The sequence below is a fragment of the Streptomyces mirabilis genome (genome assembly GCF_039503195.1).
Lineage (GTDB): Bacteria > Actinomycetota > Actinomycetes > Streptomycetales > Streptomycetaceae > Streptomyces > Streptomyces mirabilis_D.
The window spans coordinates 6405070-6420197 of record NZ_JBCJKP010000001.1; the positions used below are offsets into that span (position 1 = coordinate 6405070).

Consider the following 15128-nt stretch of genomic DNA (forward strand, 5'->3'; position numbering starts at 1 on the left):
GTAGCTGGTCCAGGCCTACGCGCGTAGATGACGGAGGTCACGGTCTTGCGATCGTTGTCTTGTCGTTTCCGACGAAGGGGTGGGAACGCGGTGGGCCGGCGCTCCCCACCAGGGGTGCCCCCGGCAGGGCCGCCCGGGGCGCGGAAGGGCCCCTCAGCAGGGACGCTTGCGCAGTTCCATCACATAGTCGTGGGGCGCGCCCGCCGACTCCGCCGCGTCGGCGATCTCACCGAGGTAGCGCGCGGAGGGGAGTCCGCCCTCGTACCCGTTCAGTACGTACACCCACGCGGGTTCCTCGCCCTCCAGTGTGTGCACCCGTACGCGCATCCGGCGATAGATGTCGAGGCCCACGCCCTCCCAGCGGTCCATGGAGTCCTCGTCCAGGGGGGCGATGTCGTACAGCGCCACGAAGACCTGCGAGCGGGGGGCCTCCACGAGGGTCACCAGCGCGCCTTCCCAGCCCATGTGCTCGCCCCCGAACGTCAGCCGCCAGCCGTTCAGCCAGCCCGTGGCGCGCAGCGGCGAGTGCGGGGCGCGGCGCGTCATGAGCCGCGGGTCGAGATTGCCGGCGTACGCGGCGTAGAGCGACATGAGGTCGAGGGTACGGCAGGGAACACACGAGCCTCTTGCGTAACAGAACGCATAAGCGCATAACGGAGGAGCACATAACGGAAGGGGCTCGGATGGGGGCGGGCGCGGCCCCCGGGCGGAAGCATCTTGAAGCGTGCGGGACAATGGAGTACGTGACTCGGATCGTGATCATCGGTGGCGGACCCGGCGGATATGAGGCGGCGCTGGTTGCCGCCCAGCTCGGCGCGGAGGTGACCGTCGTCGACTGCGACGGTCTGGGCGGGGCGTCGGTGCTCACCGACTGCGTGCCGTCGAAGACCCTTATCGCGACGGCCGAGGTGATGACCACCTTCGACTCGTCGTACGAGGAGCTGGGGATCATCGTCGCCGACGACACCCCTCCCGCGGAGCAGGCGGCCCGGGTCGTCGGCGTCGACCTCGGGAAGGTCAACCGGCGTGTGAAGCGGCTCGCGCTCGCGCAGTCGCACGACATCACGGCCTCCGTGACGCGGGCCGGCGCGCGGGTGCTGCGCGGGCGTGGGCGACTGGAAGGCATGCAGTCCCTGGACGGCTCGCGCAAGGTCGTCGTACGGGCCGCGGACGGGACCGAGGAGACGCTCGTCGCCGACGCGGTGCTGATCGCGACCGGCGGGCATCCGCGTGAGCTGCCCGACGCGCAGCCGGACGGCGAGCGGATTCTGAACTGGACGCAGGTCTACGACCTCGACGAGCTCCCGGAGGAGCTCATCGTCGTCGGTTCCGGTGTCACCGGTGCCGAGTTCGCCGGCGCCTACCAGGCGCTCGGGTCGCGCGTCACGCTCGTCTCCAGCCGCGACCGCGTGCTGCCGGGCGAGGACCCGGACGCCGCCGCGGTGCTGGAGGACGTGTTCCGGCGCCGTGGCATGAACGTCATGGCCCGCTCCCGCGCCGAGTCCGCCAAGCGCGTCGGCGACCGGGTCGAGGTCACGCTCTCCGACGGCCGGGTCATCAGCGGCTCGCACTGTCTGATGGCCGTCGGCGCCATCCCGAACAGCAGCGGAATGGGTCTGGAGGAGGCCGGGGTCAGGGTCAGGGACTCCGGGCACATCTGGACCGACAAGGTCTCCAGGACCACCGCCCCGGGTGTGTACGCCGCCGGTGACGTGACGGGCGTCTTCGCCCTCGCCTCCGTCGCGGCGATGCAGGGACGCATCGCCATGTACCACTTCCTGGGCGACGCGGTCGCTCCGCTGAACCTGAAGACCGTCTCGTCCAACGTCTTCACCGACCCCGAGATCGCCACCGTCGGCTACTCGCAGGCCGACGTGGACGCGGGCAAGATCGACGCCCGGGTCGTCAAGCTGCCCCTGCTGCGCAACCCCCGCGCCAAGATGCAGGGCATCCGGGACGGCTTCGTCAAGATCTTCTGCCGCCCCGGCACCGGGATCATCGTCGGTGGCGTGGTCGTCGCGCCGCGCGCCTCGGAACTGATCCATCCCATCTCGATCGCGGTCGACAACAATCTGACGGTCGAACAGATCGCGAACGCGTTCACCGTCTATCCCTCCCTTTCGGGCTCGATCGCCGAGGTCGCACGGCAGTTGCACACCCGCAAGGCGGGCGACGAAGGCTGACGCCCCACCCCGACTTCCCGCTGGTCACGGGGAGTTGTCGACCATTCGTACGGCATAGGCGGAGCGAGTAGGCGCGTATACCACTTCACGTACTGCCATGCGAACAACTTCTGTTATTCGGCGCAAACTGCTGAAAGCAGACGGTCGTTGGGGTTACTGTCAGTTTCGTGTTCGCTGCAGAACGTCGCCAATTGATCCTCGAAATGGTGCGAGCGAACGGGGCCGTGTCGCTCCGTGAGCTCGCCCGCGTCGTCCAGACCTCCGAAGTGACCGTACGGCGGGACGTGCGCGCACTGGAGGCAGAAGGACTCCTCGACCGCCGGCATGGCGGTGCGGTATTGCCGGGCGGGTTCACGCGGGAGTCCGGCTTTCCGCAGAAATCGCATCTCGCGACCGCCGAGAAGACGGCCATCGCCGATCTCGCCGCGGGTCTCGTCGAAGAGGGCGAGGCCATCGTGGTGGGCGCGGGCACCACTACGCAGGAGCTGGCGCGCCGGCTCGCGCGGGTGCCCGGGCTGACCGTCGTCACCAACTCCCTGCTGGTGGCACAGGCGCTGGCCCATGCCAACCGCGTCGAGGTCGTGATGACCGGCGGCACCCTGCGCGGTTCCAACTACGCCCTGGTCGGCAGCGGCGCCGAGCAGTCCCTCCAGGGGCTGCGGGTCTCGCGGGCCTTCCTCTCCGGCAGTGGGCTCACCGCCGAGCGCGGGCTGTCCACCTCCAACATGCTGTCGGCGTCCGTCGACCGCGCGTTGGTGCAGGCCGCCGCGGAGGTCGTCGTCCTCGCCGACCACACCAAGCTCGGCACCGACACCATGTTCCAGACGGTGCCGACCGATCTGATCACCCGCCTGGTCACGGACGAGCCGCCGGCGCATGACGACCGTGCGGTCACCGAACTGCAGGCCCTGGCGGACCAGGGCGTGCAGATCGCGGTGGCCGGGCAGTCGGGCGGCGGCACGGGAGGGGATGCGGTCCCGACGGGGCGCCAGCCGCGCCGGGACATGCCCCTCCCCGGTCCGCGCCGCGGCCAGGTGCCGGGTGCGGGACCGCAGTTGCGCAGCGCTACCGTCCTGGGCGAGCAGTCCCCGGGAGAGCGGGCGCGAGTGGCGGATTTGCGCCGCCGCTGACCGACTCGACCGGCGTGCACCCCCATGGGCCGTATGGCGTACGCCGGGCACCCTCCCCTCGGCCATCCCCCCCGCCGCGCTACGGGGAAGCGGCCCAGCTCACGGCGTATGGGTGCGGTTTGTCCGCATGCGTCCCGGCTTGCGACGGCTCCTCGTCCACCCGCAACCTGTCCCTGACACGGCGACGGGAGGCGGTGACGCACAGGTGAACGACGGATCGCGCCGTTCGCACCGGCGACGGATGCGGTACGTCGTCCTGGGGAGCCGGTCCGCCCGCGGGTCCGCCCGCGGGGTGAGGGCGGTGGCACGGGCCCGTACGTCGGGGACGGCGGTGCGGCGTGCCGCGGAGCGCGACGACGTTCCGGTGAACCAGGGGCTGCGGGTGGCCGCGGCGTACGCATGGCGGCTGCTGGTGCTCGGGGTGGCCGTGTACGCGGCCTTCAAGATCCTGGGCCGGTTGCAACTGGTCGCCGTGGCGCTGTTCCTCGCGCTGGTGGTGACCTCGGTGCTGCGTCCCCTGGCCGATCTGCTGGCGCGGCGCATGCCCCGGTCCCTGGCCGTCGTGGTGAGCGTCGTGGGCAGTCTGGTGCTGATGCTCGGGCTGCTGGCGCTGGTCGGCAGCCAGGTCGCGGGCGAGTCGGACCAGTTGGGGCAGCAGTTCGCCGGGGGCATCGCGCGGATCCAGCGGTGGCTGGAAGGCCCTCCCTTCCGCGTGCGCCATACCGTGCTGTCTAACCTTCAGGGCAAGGTGACGACGTACGTCAAGGAGCACCGCTCCACAGTGATCAGCAGCGCGCTCAGCGGTGCCGGGCGGGCGGTGGAGGTGCTGACCGGAGCGGTGCTCGCGCTGTTCTGCTCGCTGTTCTTCATCCACTCCGGAGACAGGTTCTGGCACTGGTTCCAGGGCCTGCTGCCCGAGAGCGCCCGGGATCCCTGGGGCCGTGCAGGACGGGTCGCGTGGCGGACGTTCGCCGGGTACACCCGCGGCATCATCATCGTGGCCGCCACCAACGCCGTACTGGTCGGGATCGCCCTGTTCGCGCTGCGCGTGCCGCTGGCCCTGCCGTTGATGCTGCTGGAGTTCTTCGCCGCGTTCATCCCGCTGGTGGGCTCGCCCATCGCGCTGGCCGTGGCCACGGTCGTCGCGCTGGCCTCACGGGGGCCGGTCATCGCGCTCGTGGTGCTCGCCATGATCGTGGTCGTCGGCCAGATCGAGGGTCATGTCCTGCACCCGCTCGTGCTGAGCTGGGCGGTCCGGCTGCATCCGGTGGTCGTGGCCCTGTCCGTCATCTCGGGCGGCATCCTCGCCGGTGTGATCGGCGCGGTGGTCGCCGTCCCGATGGTGTCGGTCGCCTGGTCCGTGATCAGCGAGATCCGAACCCGCCCCGCCCCGGACCATCCCGGCCGCGCACCTGCCTGAGGCGACGAATTCTCCGGCCTGCGGCCGGGAGAGATGGTCGGTGGGTCGCGGCTGGCGGAGATGGTGTGCGGGCTACGGCAGGGAGGATGGTCTGCGGCCTGCCGCTGGGAGAGGCGGTCCGTGGGTCGGGGGTCGGGAGGGCGGTCTGCGGGCCGCCGCCATCAGCGAGGTGCGGGTCCGGCGCGGGCATGAGCGAGGTGCGGGTCCGGCGCGGGCCGGACCGTCTCGGTCGCCCGCCCGGCGCGGGCCGGATCTTCCCGGCCGCTCGCCCGGCTGAGGCGACGATTTCCCTGGGCTCCGGCCTCCGGTCCCCGGGCTCCGGCTCGGACGGATTGGCTGTGGCTCGGCCTAGGGGTAAGCGATCCGGTCGTTGCCGGAGACGGCGAAGCGCCCGGCGGACCGATTGTTCGGTTCGGCGGGCGCTTCGGATGTCGTACGACCTAGTCGTCAGTCCTTGATCTCACAGATCGCGGCGCCGGACGTGATGGACGCGCCGACCTCCGCGCTCAGGCCCTTGATGGTGCCGGAGCGGTGGGCGTTGAGGGGCTGTTCCATCTTCATGGCCTCCAGGACGACGACGAGGTCGCCCTCCTTGACCTCCTGGCCCTCCTCGACCGCGACCTTGACGATCGTGCCCTGCATGGGCGAGGCGAGCGTGTCACCGGAGGCGACCGGGCCGGACTTCTTGGCCGCGCGGCGCTTGGGCTTGGCGCCGGCGGCGAGGCCGGTGCGGGCGAGGGACATGCCCAGCGAGGACGGCAGCGAGACCTCGAGGCGCTTGCCGCCGACCTCGACGACGACCGTCTCGCGGCCCGGCTCCTCGTCGGTCTCCGTGTCCGCGGGGGCCGTGAACGCGGGGATCTCGTTGGCGAACTCGGTCTCGATCCAGCGGGTGTGGACCGTGAACGGGTCGGTGGAACCGGTCAGTTCGGGAGCGAATGCCGGGTCCTTGACGACCGCGCGGTGGAACGGGATGGCGGTCGCCATGCCCTCGACCTGGAACTCCTCGAGGGCGCGGGCGGCGCGCTGGAGCGCCTGCTCGCGGGTGGCGCCGGTGACGATCAGCTTGGCGAGCAGGGAGTCCCAGGCCGGGCCGATCACGCTGCCGGACTCGACGCCCGCGTCCAGGCGCACACCCGGACCCGACGGCGGGGCGAACAGCGTCACCGTGCCGGGGGCGGGCAGGAAGTTGCGTCCCGGGTCTTCGCCGTTGATGCGGAACTCGAAGGAGTGGCCGCGCAGGGCGGGGTCGCCGTAGCCGAGTTCCTCGCCGTCGGCGATGCGGAACATCTCGCGGACGAGGTCGATGCCGGCGACTTCCTCGGTGACGGGGTGCTCGACCTGGAGGCGGGTGTTGACCTCGAGGAAGGAGATCGTGCCGTCCATGCCGACGAGGAACTCCACGGTGCCGGCGCCGACGTAGCCGGCTTCCTTGAGGATCGCCTTGGAGGAGGAGTACAGCTCCGCCACCTGGTCGTCCGACAGGAACGGCGCGGGCGCCTCCTCCACCAGCTTCTGGTGGCGGCGCTGGAGGGAGCAGTCGCGGGTGGAGACGACGACGACGTTGCCGTGGGTGTCGGCCAGGCACTGGGTCTCGACGTGGCGGGGCTTGTCGAGGTAGCGCTCGACGAAGCACTCGCCGCGGCCGAACGCGGCCACCGCCTCACGCACGGCGGAGTCGTACAGCTCGGGGACCTCTTCGAGGGTGCGGGCGACCTTCAGGCCGCGTCCGCCGCCGCCGAAGGCCGCCTTGATCGCGATGGGCAGCCCGTGCTCCCGCGCGAAGGCGACGACCTCGTCGGCGCCGGACACCGGGTCGGGGGTGCCCGCCACCAGCGGCGCACCCGCGCGCTGGGCGATGTGGCGGGCGGCGACCTTGTCGCCGAGGTCGCGGATGGCCTGCGGGGGCGGGCCGATCCAGGTCAGGCCGGCGTCCAGGACCGCCTGGGCGAACTCGGCGTTCTCCGACAGGAAGCCGTAGCCCGGGTGGATGGCGTCCGCGCCGGAGTCCTTGGCGGCCTGGAGGACCTTGGCGATGTCCAGGTAGCTGGTGGCGGGGGTGTCACCGCCCAAAGCGAACGCCTCGTCCGCCGCCCGGACATGCAGAGCGTCCCTGTCTGGTTCCGCATACACGGCAACGCTCGCGATCCCGGCATCCCGGCACGCCCGGGCCACGCGGACAGCGATTTCGCCACGGTTGGCGATGAGCACCTTGCGCACGATGGCTCCCTCCTTGAAACAAGCCGAGTTTAGGGACTGCCGACACGACCTTTCGACCCGTCCCCAATGGTGAGCTTGCCCACACGGAGCGTGATTCGAGGCTCGCTCGACCCGCGAGATCCCTTGTCACACCGCGGTACGCAGGAATCCTTGGCTGAACCCTAGCCCTCCTGTGTGGCCAAGGTCTCTGTGAGGCCGTGCTGCGACGCACAGCGTTTCTTTGTGGAGTCCCTACGAATGGCCCAACGATTCTTTGCCCGCGGCCGAACCCTTGTCCCGGCGTTTACCCGTTAGTAGCGTGCGGGAGGTCTCGAACATACTTGGGGTAACAGCACTCGGAAGTGGGTGGGGACCGGTGGCGCGCAGACCGGTGGCGTGGGTGGCGGCGATCGTGCTTTTCGTGGAGGCGATCGGCATTGCGCTGCTGAACTGGTTCCTCGGCGTGGTCGTCGACCGCCAGGACATGTCTCTGGCGGGTCTCGACTCGAACATGATGTCCGTCTCGTCCAAGGTCGGGGGGCTGGTCTTCGGCCTCTACTTCGCGCTGTGCGGCGTCGCCGCGCTGCTCGTCGCGGTGCGCGACCGCGCCCCGGGTCTCTTCGGCCGCATCCTGCTGATCAGCGCCGCCGTGGTGCACGGTCTGCTCGGCGCGTTCACGGTGGGCCTGGTGGGCTGGGGCGCGTTCGTGTTCATGATGGTGGCGCTCGGGCTGATCGTGTTCACTCTGTTGGCCTTCGACCGCGGCGCGGGTCCCGCCGACGCCGCGCCGGGCGACGGCGCGGGCGGCAAGGACGGCAACGGAGGCGCGGACGGGGACGCGAACGGAGACACGAACGGTGGTACGGACGGAGGTACGGGGGGATCCCCGGTCACGGCGCCCCCGACACCGAGCGTGTCCTGATCACTTCTCCCGCGGGGTCCACAACTCCGTGATGCCCACGCCCAGTTCGGCCAGCAGGCGACGCACCAGCGGCAGGGAGATGCCGATGACGTTGCCGTGGTCGCCGTCGATGCCCTCGACGAAGGGGGCCGAGCGGCCGTCGAGCGTGAAGGCCCCGGCGACGTGGAGCGGCTCGCCCGAGGCGACGTACGCGGCGATCTCGGCGTCGGTCGGGTCGCCGAAGCGGACCACCGTGGACGCGGTCCCCGACGCGTAGCGCTTGGCGGCCGTGTCGTAGACGCAGTGCCCCGTCTGGAGGGTGCCGGCCCGGCCGCGCATCGCCTTCCAGCGGGCGGTGGCCTCCTCGGCGTCCGCGGGCTTGCCCAGCGCCTCGCCGTCCAGGTCGAGGACCGAGTCGCAGCCGATCACCAGGGCGCCCTGGACCTCGGGCCGGGCGGCCACGACGGAGGCCTTGGCCTCGGCCAGGGCGAGCGCGAGTTCGGCGGGGGTCGGGGCGGAGACGGCGTCCTCGTCGACGCCGCTCACGATGACCTCGGGGTCGAGTCCGGCCTGGCGCAGCAGGCCGAGCCGGGCGGGGGACTGCGAGGCGAGCACGAGGCGGCGGCGCGGCTGATCAGTCATGCGGTCAGGGTATCGGCGTGGGCGTGTCGTCCCCCGTCGCCCTGTCGCACCTCGCGCCGATCACCTCGCGCCGATCACACGGCGTCGATCACATCACTCCGAGGACGATCATCGCGAGCAGCATGGCCAACGCCATGAGAAGGCCGAGCCGCCGCAACATCTCCTGCATGTCGCGAAGTTCCTTGGGCGGCTCGTTCTCCGGGTCGGACCACAGCATGCCTTCGATCGTGCGGCGGCGAGGGCGCCGACCGCCTGAGTACGCGTACTCAACTTGCCCTCGACCCGATTAAACGGGTCCAGGGTTCCTTTAGTACGCGTCCGCCTGCTACGGTCATGGCGTCACTAAAGGAACTCTGGTCCCTTTTAGGGAGGCAGTCGCCGTGTTCACCACCGCCTGGACCGCATCGCCCCAGCTCCCCGCCGTGGGCTTCACCCCCAACTGGTCCCAGGAGGGCTTCTGGCGCCAGTCCCTGCGCCAGGTCGTCCGCATCGGGGCGGGCGGCGGCCGGGTTCGTATACGACTGTCGAACGCGTACGGCACCTCGCCGCTGCGGATCGCCGGGGCCACCGTGGCCCGTGCGGGCGAGGGGGCCGGTGTCGAGCCCGGCTCACTGCGGCGGCTCACCTTCGAGGGAGCCGGGGGCGTCGAGATCCCGGCACGCGGACAGATCGCCAGCGACCCCGCCGAACTCGTGGTGGAGGCCCTGGAGTCCGTGACCGTCACCCTGCACCTCGACGCCGCCACCGGGCCCGCGACCTTCCACGCCCAGGCCTTCGCGACGAGCCATCGGGGCGGAGGTGACCGCCTCGACGACCTCGACGGCGACGGATTCGGCGAGACGAGCGAGTCCTGGTACTTCCTGTCGGCCGTCGAGGTCGACGCGGGCCGTACGGACGGTGTCGTGCTCTTCGGGGACTCCATCGTGGACGGGTTCGGCTCGACGCCGGGCGCGAACCGCCGCTGGTCGGACGCGCTCGCCGAGCGCACGGGGCGACCCGTGCTGGGCGCGGGCATCGGCGGGAACCTGCTGCTGAACGACTCCGCCTGGTACGGGGAGAAGGGCGTCCGGCGGTTCGGGCGGGACGTTCTCGAACAGGCCGGGGTCGAGGCGGTCGTCGTGCTGCTGGGGCTCAACGACATCGGGTTCAGCGAGACGGACGAACAGCCGACGTACAAGCCCGCGCCGGTGGTGGAGGCCGATGAACTCATCGACGGGTACCGGGAGTTGATACGGCAGGCTCGGGGGCGGGGGCGGGGGCTGCGGGCGATCGGGGCGACGCTGCTCCCCTTCGGGGGGTCCGATCACTGGGGGGAGCGGGCGGCGAAGGTGAGCCGTGAGGTGAACGGGTGGATTCTCGGGGCGGGGGAGTGGGACGCGGTGGTGGACCTCAACGGGGTGTTGGCCGATCCGGAGGATCCGGATCGCCTACGGGGTGTGTACGACTTCGGCGATCACCTGCACCCCAATGACGCCGGGTACGAGGTGATGGCCGAGGAGGTGGCGGAGTGCTTCTAGGCGGGCCAGTACGTCCGCGTCCATGCCGTGGGGCCCGGCTGGGGCAGGTGCTGGGCGGCTATGCGGGACGGGTCCGACCAGGAGTCCCGGGTGCCGGGCGCGCCGGGTGGCGTGGTGGCCGCCGCGGCGCGCGCTCGGACCACCGCCAGAGCGGCGGCCAGCTCCTCCGGGGTCGGATTGCCCCGTACGACCTTGATCGTCATGTCTGCTCCCAAGGGTCCGGGGTTCTAGAGCGGGATGTTGCCGTGCTTCTTCGGAGGGAGTGATTCCCGCTTCGTACGCAGCTGACGCAGGCCCCGTACGACGTGGGAGCGGGTGTCGGACGGCATGATCACCGCGTCGATGTAGCCGCGCTCGGCCGCGGTGTAGGGGTTGAGGAGGGTGTCCTCGTACTCCTGGATCAGGCGGGCCCGGGTGGCGTCCTGGTCCTCGGCGGTGGCGATCGTGCGACGGTGCAGGATGTTCACCGCGCCCTGCGCGCCCATCACCGCGATCTGGGCGGTCGGCCAGGCGAGGTTGAGGTCCGCGCCCAGGTGCTTGGAGCCCATGACGTCGTAGGCGCCGCCGAAGGCCTTGCGGGTGATGACCGTGATGAGCGGGACGGTCGCCTCGGCGTACGCGTAGATCAGCTTGGCGCCGCGACGGATGATGCCCGTGTGCTCCTGGTCGACGCCCGGGAGGAAGCCGGGGACGTCCACGAAGGTGATGACGGGGACGTTGAAGGCGTCGCAGGTGCGCACGAAGCGGGCCGCCTTCTCGGACGCGTCGATGTCCAGACAGCCGGCGAACTGCATCGGCTGGTTGGCGACGATGCCCACCGGGTGGCCCTCGACCCGTCCGAAGCCGGTGAGGATGTTCGGCGCGAACAGCGCCTGGGTCTCGAAGAACTCGGCGTCGTCCAGGATGTGTTCGATCACCGCGTGCATGTCGTACGGCTGGTTCGCGCTGTCCGGCACGATCACGTCCAGCTCGCGGTCCTCGTCCGTGAGCGCGAGGTCCGCCTCCTCGGGGAAGACCGGGGGCTCACTGAGGTTGTTGGACGGCAGGTACGACAGCAGCTGCTTGACGTACTCGATGGCGTCCTTCTCGTCGCCCGCCATGTGGTGGGCCACACCCGACACCGCGTTGTGGGTGCGCGCGCCGCCGAGCTCCTCGAAGCCGACGTCCTCGCCCGTCACCGTCTTGATGACGTCCGGCCCCGTGATGAACATGTGCGAGGTCTGGTCGACCATGACCGTGAAGTCGGTGATCGCGGGGGAGTACACCGCGCCGCCCGCGCAGGGGCCGACGACGAGCGAGATCTGCGGGATGACGCCGGAGGCGTGGGTGTTGCGGCGGAAGATCTCGCCGTACATGCCGAGCGCGCTGACGCCCTCCTGGATGCGGGCGCCGCCGGAGTCGTTGATGCCGATGACCGGACAGCCGGTCTTCAGCGCGAAGTCCATCACCTTCATGATCTTCTGGCCGAAGACCTCGCCCAGGGCGCCGCCGAAGACGGTGAAGTCCTGGGAGAAGACGGCGACGGGACGGCCGTCGACCATGCCGTAGCCGGTGACGACACCATCGCCGTAGGGCCGGTTGTTCTCCATGCCGAAGTCGGTCGAGCGGTGCTGCGCGAACTCGTCCAGCTCGACGAACGAGCCTTCGTCGATCAGCAGCTCGATCCGCTCACGGGCCGTCAGCTTGCCCTTGGCGTGCTGCTTTTCGACAGCGCGTGCCGAGCCGGCGTGCGTCGCTTCCTGGACGCGGCGCCGCAGGTCCGCGAGTTTGCCCGCGGTCGTGTGGATGTCGGGGTGGTGCAGCTCTTCCGGCTCGGACATCGGGATGCGGCTCCCTGCCTGCTCAGTGCGAATATGAGGGTGATGTGCTCAGGGGGTTGCTACTGACTCGTAGGGTAGTGGTGTCGATACCGTTCGGCAGTGCGGCGTTTACCACACCTAGGGTGGGTTGCATGACGCCGCGAGATGCTTCAGACGCGAACGACAACCGGTGGTCCGACCTGGACCGTCCACCGCTGAACGGGACCGCCCTGCGCCGGGCACTGGTCCGCGAGGGCGGGCTCTGGGGTGATGTCCGGGTCACGCCGCGCACCGGGTCCACCAACTCCGACCTCGTGGCCCTCGCCACGGACGAGAAGGCCGACGAGGGCGTCGTCCTCGTCGCGGAGGAGCAGAACGCCGGGCGGGGCCGTCTGGACCGCCAGTGGACGGCACCGGCCCGCTCGGGCCTGTTCTTCTCCGTACTGCTGAGGCCCACCGGGGTTCCCGTCGAGCGCTGGGGCTGGCTCCCGCTGCTCACCGGGGTCGCGGTGGCCACGGCCCTGTCCAAGGTGGCGGGTGTCGACACGGCGCTCAAGTGGCCCAACGACCTGCTGGTCACGGTGGGCGGCGAGGAGCGCAAGACGGGCGGCATCCTCGCCGAGCGCGCCGGGAACGACGCGGTCGTCGTCGGCATCGGAATCAATGTCACCCTGCGCGAGGACGAACTCCCCGTGCCCGGCGCGGGCTCCCTCGCCCTCGCGGGCGCCACGACCACGGACCGTGACACGGTGCTTCGGGCCGTGCTGCGCTCCCTGGAGCAGTGGTACGAGAAGTGGCGGTCCGCGGGTGGCGACCCCGCCGCCTCCGGTCTCCAGGAGACGTATGCCGCGGGATGCGCGACCCTCGGAAGGGTGGTGCGTGCCGAACTGCCCGGCGGCACGTCGATCACCGGGGAAGCGGTGGCGGTCGACGGGGACGGGCGTCTGGTCCTGGCCACGGAGGAGGGCGTACAGCAGCCGGTGGGAGCGGGGGACATCGTTCATCTGCGGCCGGCGTGAGCCGAGGAGGTCGGTGGACCGTACTGAGCGGTGGGGCCCGGAACCGATCGTGGTGCCGAGCTCCGACCGGGCGTACGAGTCAGGAGTGAGCCAGCGCACACCTGCCGTAGAGTTGAGCGCGGTCGATCCCTGACCACGGCAGATCGGAAGGGCAGCAGGCGTGACCGTCGACGACACGGGCTCCGGCACGGGTGCACACCCCGCCCCCGACGGTGAGCCGGGGCGTACCGCCGGGCCGGTCACCGACCCGGCGCCCGCGCGCGTCGACACGAACGGTGACATGGCCGGCGAGAGGACCGTCGGGCCGACCGGTGAGACGACCGGGCGGATGGACGGACAGAGCCGCTTGGACGCGCAGAACCGGATGGACGAGGAGTCCGTCGACTCCGGCGAGGACCCCCTCGCGCTGCGCCTCGAAACGCTCATCCTCGGCGCCGAGCGCCGCTACACCCCCTTCCAGGCCGCCCGCAGCGCAGGCGTCTCCATGGAACTGGCCTCGCGCTTCTGGCGGGCCATGGGCTTCGCCGACATCGGCCAGGCCAAGGCGCTGACCGAGGCCGACGTGCTGGCGCTGCGGCGCCTCGCCGGTCTCGTCGAGGCGGGCCTGCTGAGCGAGGCGATGGCGGTCCAGGTCGCCCGTTCCACCGGGCAGACCACGGCCCGCCTGGCCGAATGGCAGATCGACTCCTTCCTGGAGGGCCTGACCGAGCCCCCCGAACCGGGCATGACGCGCACCGAGGTCACGTACCCCCTGATCGAGCTGCTCCTGCCCGAGCTGGAGGAGTTCATCGTCTACGTCTGGCGGCGCCAGCTCGCCGCCGCGACCGGCCGCGTCGTCCAGGCCGGCGACGACGAGGAGATGGTCGACCGCCGCCTCGCCGTCGGCTTCGCGGACCTCGTCGGCTTCACGCGGCTGACGCGCCGGATGGAGGAGGAGGAACTCGGCGAGCTCGTCGAGGCCTTCGAGACCACCGCCGCCGACCTGGTGGCCGCGCACGGGGGGCGCCTCATCAAGACCCTCGGTGACGAGGTGCTGTACGCCGCGGACGACGCCGGGATCGCCGCCGAGATCGCGCTGCGCCTCATCGAGACGATGGCCAACGACGAGACGATGCCGGAGCTGCGCGTCGGCATCGCCTTCGGCACCGTGACGACCCGCATGGGCGACGTCTTCGGTACGACGGTGAACCTCGCCTCGCGGCTCACGTCGATAGCGCCACGGGACGCCGTCCTGGTGGACGGCGCCTTCGCGGAGGAACTGATCCGCACCGGGGACGCGCCCGCCTCCGAGGCGGAGGCCGCCGAGGCCGCGGCCACCGCGGAGAAGGAGGGCGAGGAGCCGCCCGTCTACCGCTTCGCCCTCCAGCCGATGTGGCAGCGTCCCGTCCGCGGCCTCGGTGTGGTCGAACCGTGGCTGCTGGCCCGCCGAAGCGGCGACCAGCCGTAGGCCCTGGCCCTCAAGCCCTGTTTCCCTCAATGGCCTCCGGCGGGGCCCGCCAGATCGTTCACACAGATGCCGACGATCGGCACGCACAGACCCGGTGGGTTCTGGGTGGGTGCCGGGGTCGGGGTGTGGGTGGTGGGACTCGGGGCGGGCGTCGGCCGCGTGTGTGGCTGCGACGGTACGACGACGGGCGCGGTCGGGATGCCGGTCGTGTCGGGCACGCTCCCCACGGGGGCGCTCGCCCGGGCGGACGGGATCGTCGCCGTCGCCGAGGGCGAGGCGGCCGTCGGCGGTGCCGTGGGCGCCGGGCTCACGCCCGAGGTCGGGGTCGCGCTCGCCCCGCCCTGCGCGCCGGTCGAACCCGGGGACGCCGGATGCGCGGAGGGCACGGCCCAGACGGTCGGCGCGGCGTCGAGCGCCTCGTCCGTGGCGACCCCGGGCCTCGGCTCGGCCTCCGTGTTCCCGCTCCCGCCGCCGACCACCGACTCCGGCGCCATCCGCGCCAGACTCAACGCCCCCGCGGCCAGCGCGAGGCCACCCACGGCGAACAGCGCCCGCCGGGGCCGCGGCTTACGGTGCCGCCCCCGGCCGCCGCGCTCGCGGAGCGGACCGACCGCCTCGCCCTCCGCGAGGCTCGCGGAGGCGCCGGAGGCGGGTGCGGGGTCCGCCGCCGGGCGACCGGCGGGCGTGCGGTCGCCCCCCACGGGGCGGGCCGCGGGCCGGGGCGCGGGGCGGGTTGCCGTGCCGCCGGGTTCACGCGTGCCCGGGGGAACCGGTACGCGCCAGGCCGTGGGCGGGGAGTACGGGGTGAGTGGAGAGTCCGTCGGTGTTCTCGACGGCCTCGTCACGTCTGTCGTCGTGCCGTTCGTCATGG

General features: G+C 71.3%; 14 protein-coding genes. 7 read left to right on the forward strand and 7 right to left on the reverse strand.

What is annotated here, in order from left to right; genetic code table 11:
• Positions 1–153 precede the first annotated feature (153 nt).
• On the reverse strand, positions 154–591 hold the full coding sequence (locus AAFF41_RS29610; protein ID WP_054233631.1) for a gamma-glutamylcyclotransferase family protein: 438 nt from the start codon (positions 589–591) through the stop codon (positions 154–156).
• Between the two features lie 143 nt (positions 592–734).
• Here AAFF41_RS29610 and AAFF41_RS29615 point away from each other — a divergent pair, with 143 nt between their 5' ends.
• From AAFF41_RS29615 to AAFF41_RS29625, 3 genes are all read left to right on the forward strand, one after another.
• Positions 735–2183 (forward strand): NAD(P)H-quinone dehydrogenase, encoded by a 1449-nt coding sequence (locus tag AAFF41_RS29615; protein ID WP_054233630.1) that lies wholly within the window; start codon positions 735–737, stop codon positions 2181–2183.
• A gap of 167 nt (positions 2184–2350) precedes the next feature.
• A complete protein-coding gene (locus tag AAFF41_RS29620; protein WP_319751501.1) occupies positions 2351–3313 on the forward strand; it encodes a DeoR/GlpR family DNA-binding transcription regulator in 963 nt (320 codons plus the stop codon).
• Between the two features lie 301 nt (positions 3314–3614).
• Positions 3615–4733 carry an AI-2E family transporter gene (locus AAFF41_RS29625; RefSeq protein ID WP_319751500.1) on the forward strand — a complete coding sequence of 373 codons (1119 nt, stop codon included), beginning with the start codon at positions 3615–3617 and terminating at the stop codon, positions 4731–4733.
• A gap of 447 nt (positions 4734–5180) precedes the next feature.
• Here AAFF41_RS29625 and AAFF41_RS29630 read toward each other — a convergent pair whose 3' ends face one another.
• A complete protein-coding gene (locus tag AAFF41_RS29630) occupies positions 5181–6953 on the reverse strand; it encodes an acetyl/propionyl/methylcrotonyl-CoA carboxylase subunit alpha (protein WP_343324898.1) in 1773 nt (590 codons plus the stop codon).
• 355 nt (positions 6954–7308) lie between these two features.
• Here AAFF41_RS29630 and AAFF41_RS29635 point away from each other — a divergent pair, with 355 nt between their 5' ends.
• Positions 7309–7854 carry a hypothetical protein gene (locus AAFF41_RS29635; protein WP_319751497.1) on the forward strand — a complete coding sequence of 182 codons (546 nt, stop codon included), beginning with the start codon at positions 7309–7311 and terminating at the stop codon, positions 7852–7854.
• On the opposite strand, the gene AAFF41_RS29640 is transcribed toward AAFF41_RS29635, so the two are convergent.
• Both AAFF41_RS29640 and mmpB read right to left on the reverse strand, forming a co-directional pair.
• Positions 7855–8475 carry a Maf family protein gene (locus tag AAFF41_RS29640; protein WP_054234733.1) on the reverse strand — a complete coding sequence of 207 codons (621 nt, stop codon included), beginning with the start codon at positions 8473–8475 and terminating at the stop codon, positions 7855–7857.
• Positions 8476–8563: 88 nt separating this feature from the next.
• On the reverse strand, positions 8564–8692 hold the full coding sequence (mmpB, locus tag AAFF41_RS29645; RefSeq protein WP_096239832.1) for a morphogenic membrane protein MmpB: 129 nt from the start codon (positions 8690–8692) through the stop codon (positions 8564–8566).
• Between the two features lie 163 nt (positions 8693–8855).
• On the opposite strand from mmpB, the gene AAFF41_RS29650 reads away from it, so the two are divergent.
• Complete coding sequence (locus AAFF41_RS29650; RefSeq protein ID WP_343324899.1) at positions 8856–9992, forward strand: SGNH/GDSL hydrolase family protein; 1137 nt, start codon at positions 8856–8858, stop codon at positions 9990–9992.
• Here the strand turns inward: AAFF41_RS29650 and AAFF41_RS29655 are convergent.
• Positions 9989–10195, reverse strand: a complete 207-nt coding sequence (locus AAFF41_RS29655) for an acyl-CoA carboxylase epsilon subunit (RefSeq protein ID WP_054234735.1) — start codon at positions 10193–10195, stop codon at positions 9989–9991. The two genes, AAFF41_RS29650 and AAFF41_RS29655, sit on opposite strands and share 4 nt — an antisense overlap.
• A 24-nt stretch (positions 10196–10219) precedes the next feature.
• Positions 10220–11812: an acyl-CoA carboxylase subunit beta gene (locus AAFF41_RS29660; protein WP_054234736.1), complete on the reverse strand. Its 1593-nt coding sequence runs from the start codon at positions 11810–11812 to the stop codon at positions 10220–10222.
• Between the two features lie 131 nt (positions 11813–11943).
• Here AAFF41_RS29660 and AAFF41_RS29665 point away from each other — a divergent pair, with 131 nt between their 5' ends.
• Positions 11944–12810 (forward strand): biotin--[acetyl-CoA-carboxylase] ligase, encoded by an 867-nt coding sequence (locus AAFF41_RS29665; protein WP_319751495.1) that lies wholly within the window; start codon positions 11944–11946, stop codon positions 12808–12810.
• A 160-nt stretch (positions 12811–12970) separates the two neighbouring features.
• The gene (locus AAFF41_RS29670) at positions 12971–14257 is read left to right on the forward strand and encodes an adenylate/guanylate cyclase domain-containing protein (protein ID WP_319751493.1); all 1287 of its coding nucleotides are present in this window, start codon (positions 12971–12973) and stop codon (positions 14255–14257) included.
• Between the two features lie 26 nt (positions 14258–14283).
• Here the strand turns inward: AAFF41_RS29670 and AAFF41_RS29675 are convergent, their stop codons facing one another.
• A complete protein-coding gene (locus tag AAFF41_RS29675; RefSeq protein ID WP_343324900.1) occupies positions 14284–15126 on the reverse strand; it encodes a hypothetical protein in 843 nt (280 codons plus the stop codon).
• Between the last annotated feature and the right edge of the window lie 2 nt (positions 15127–15128).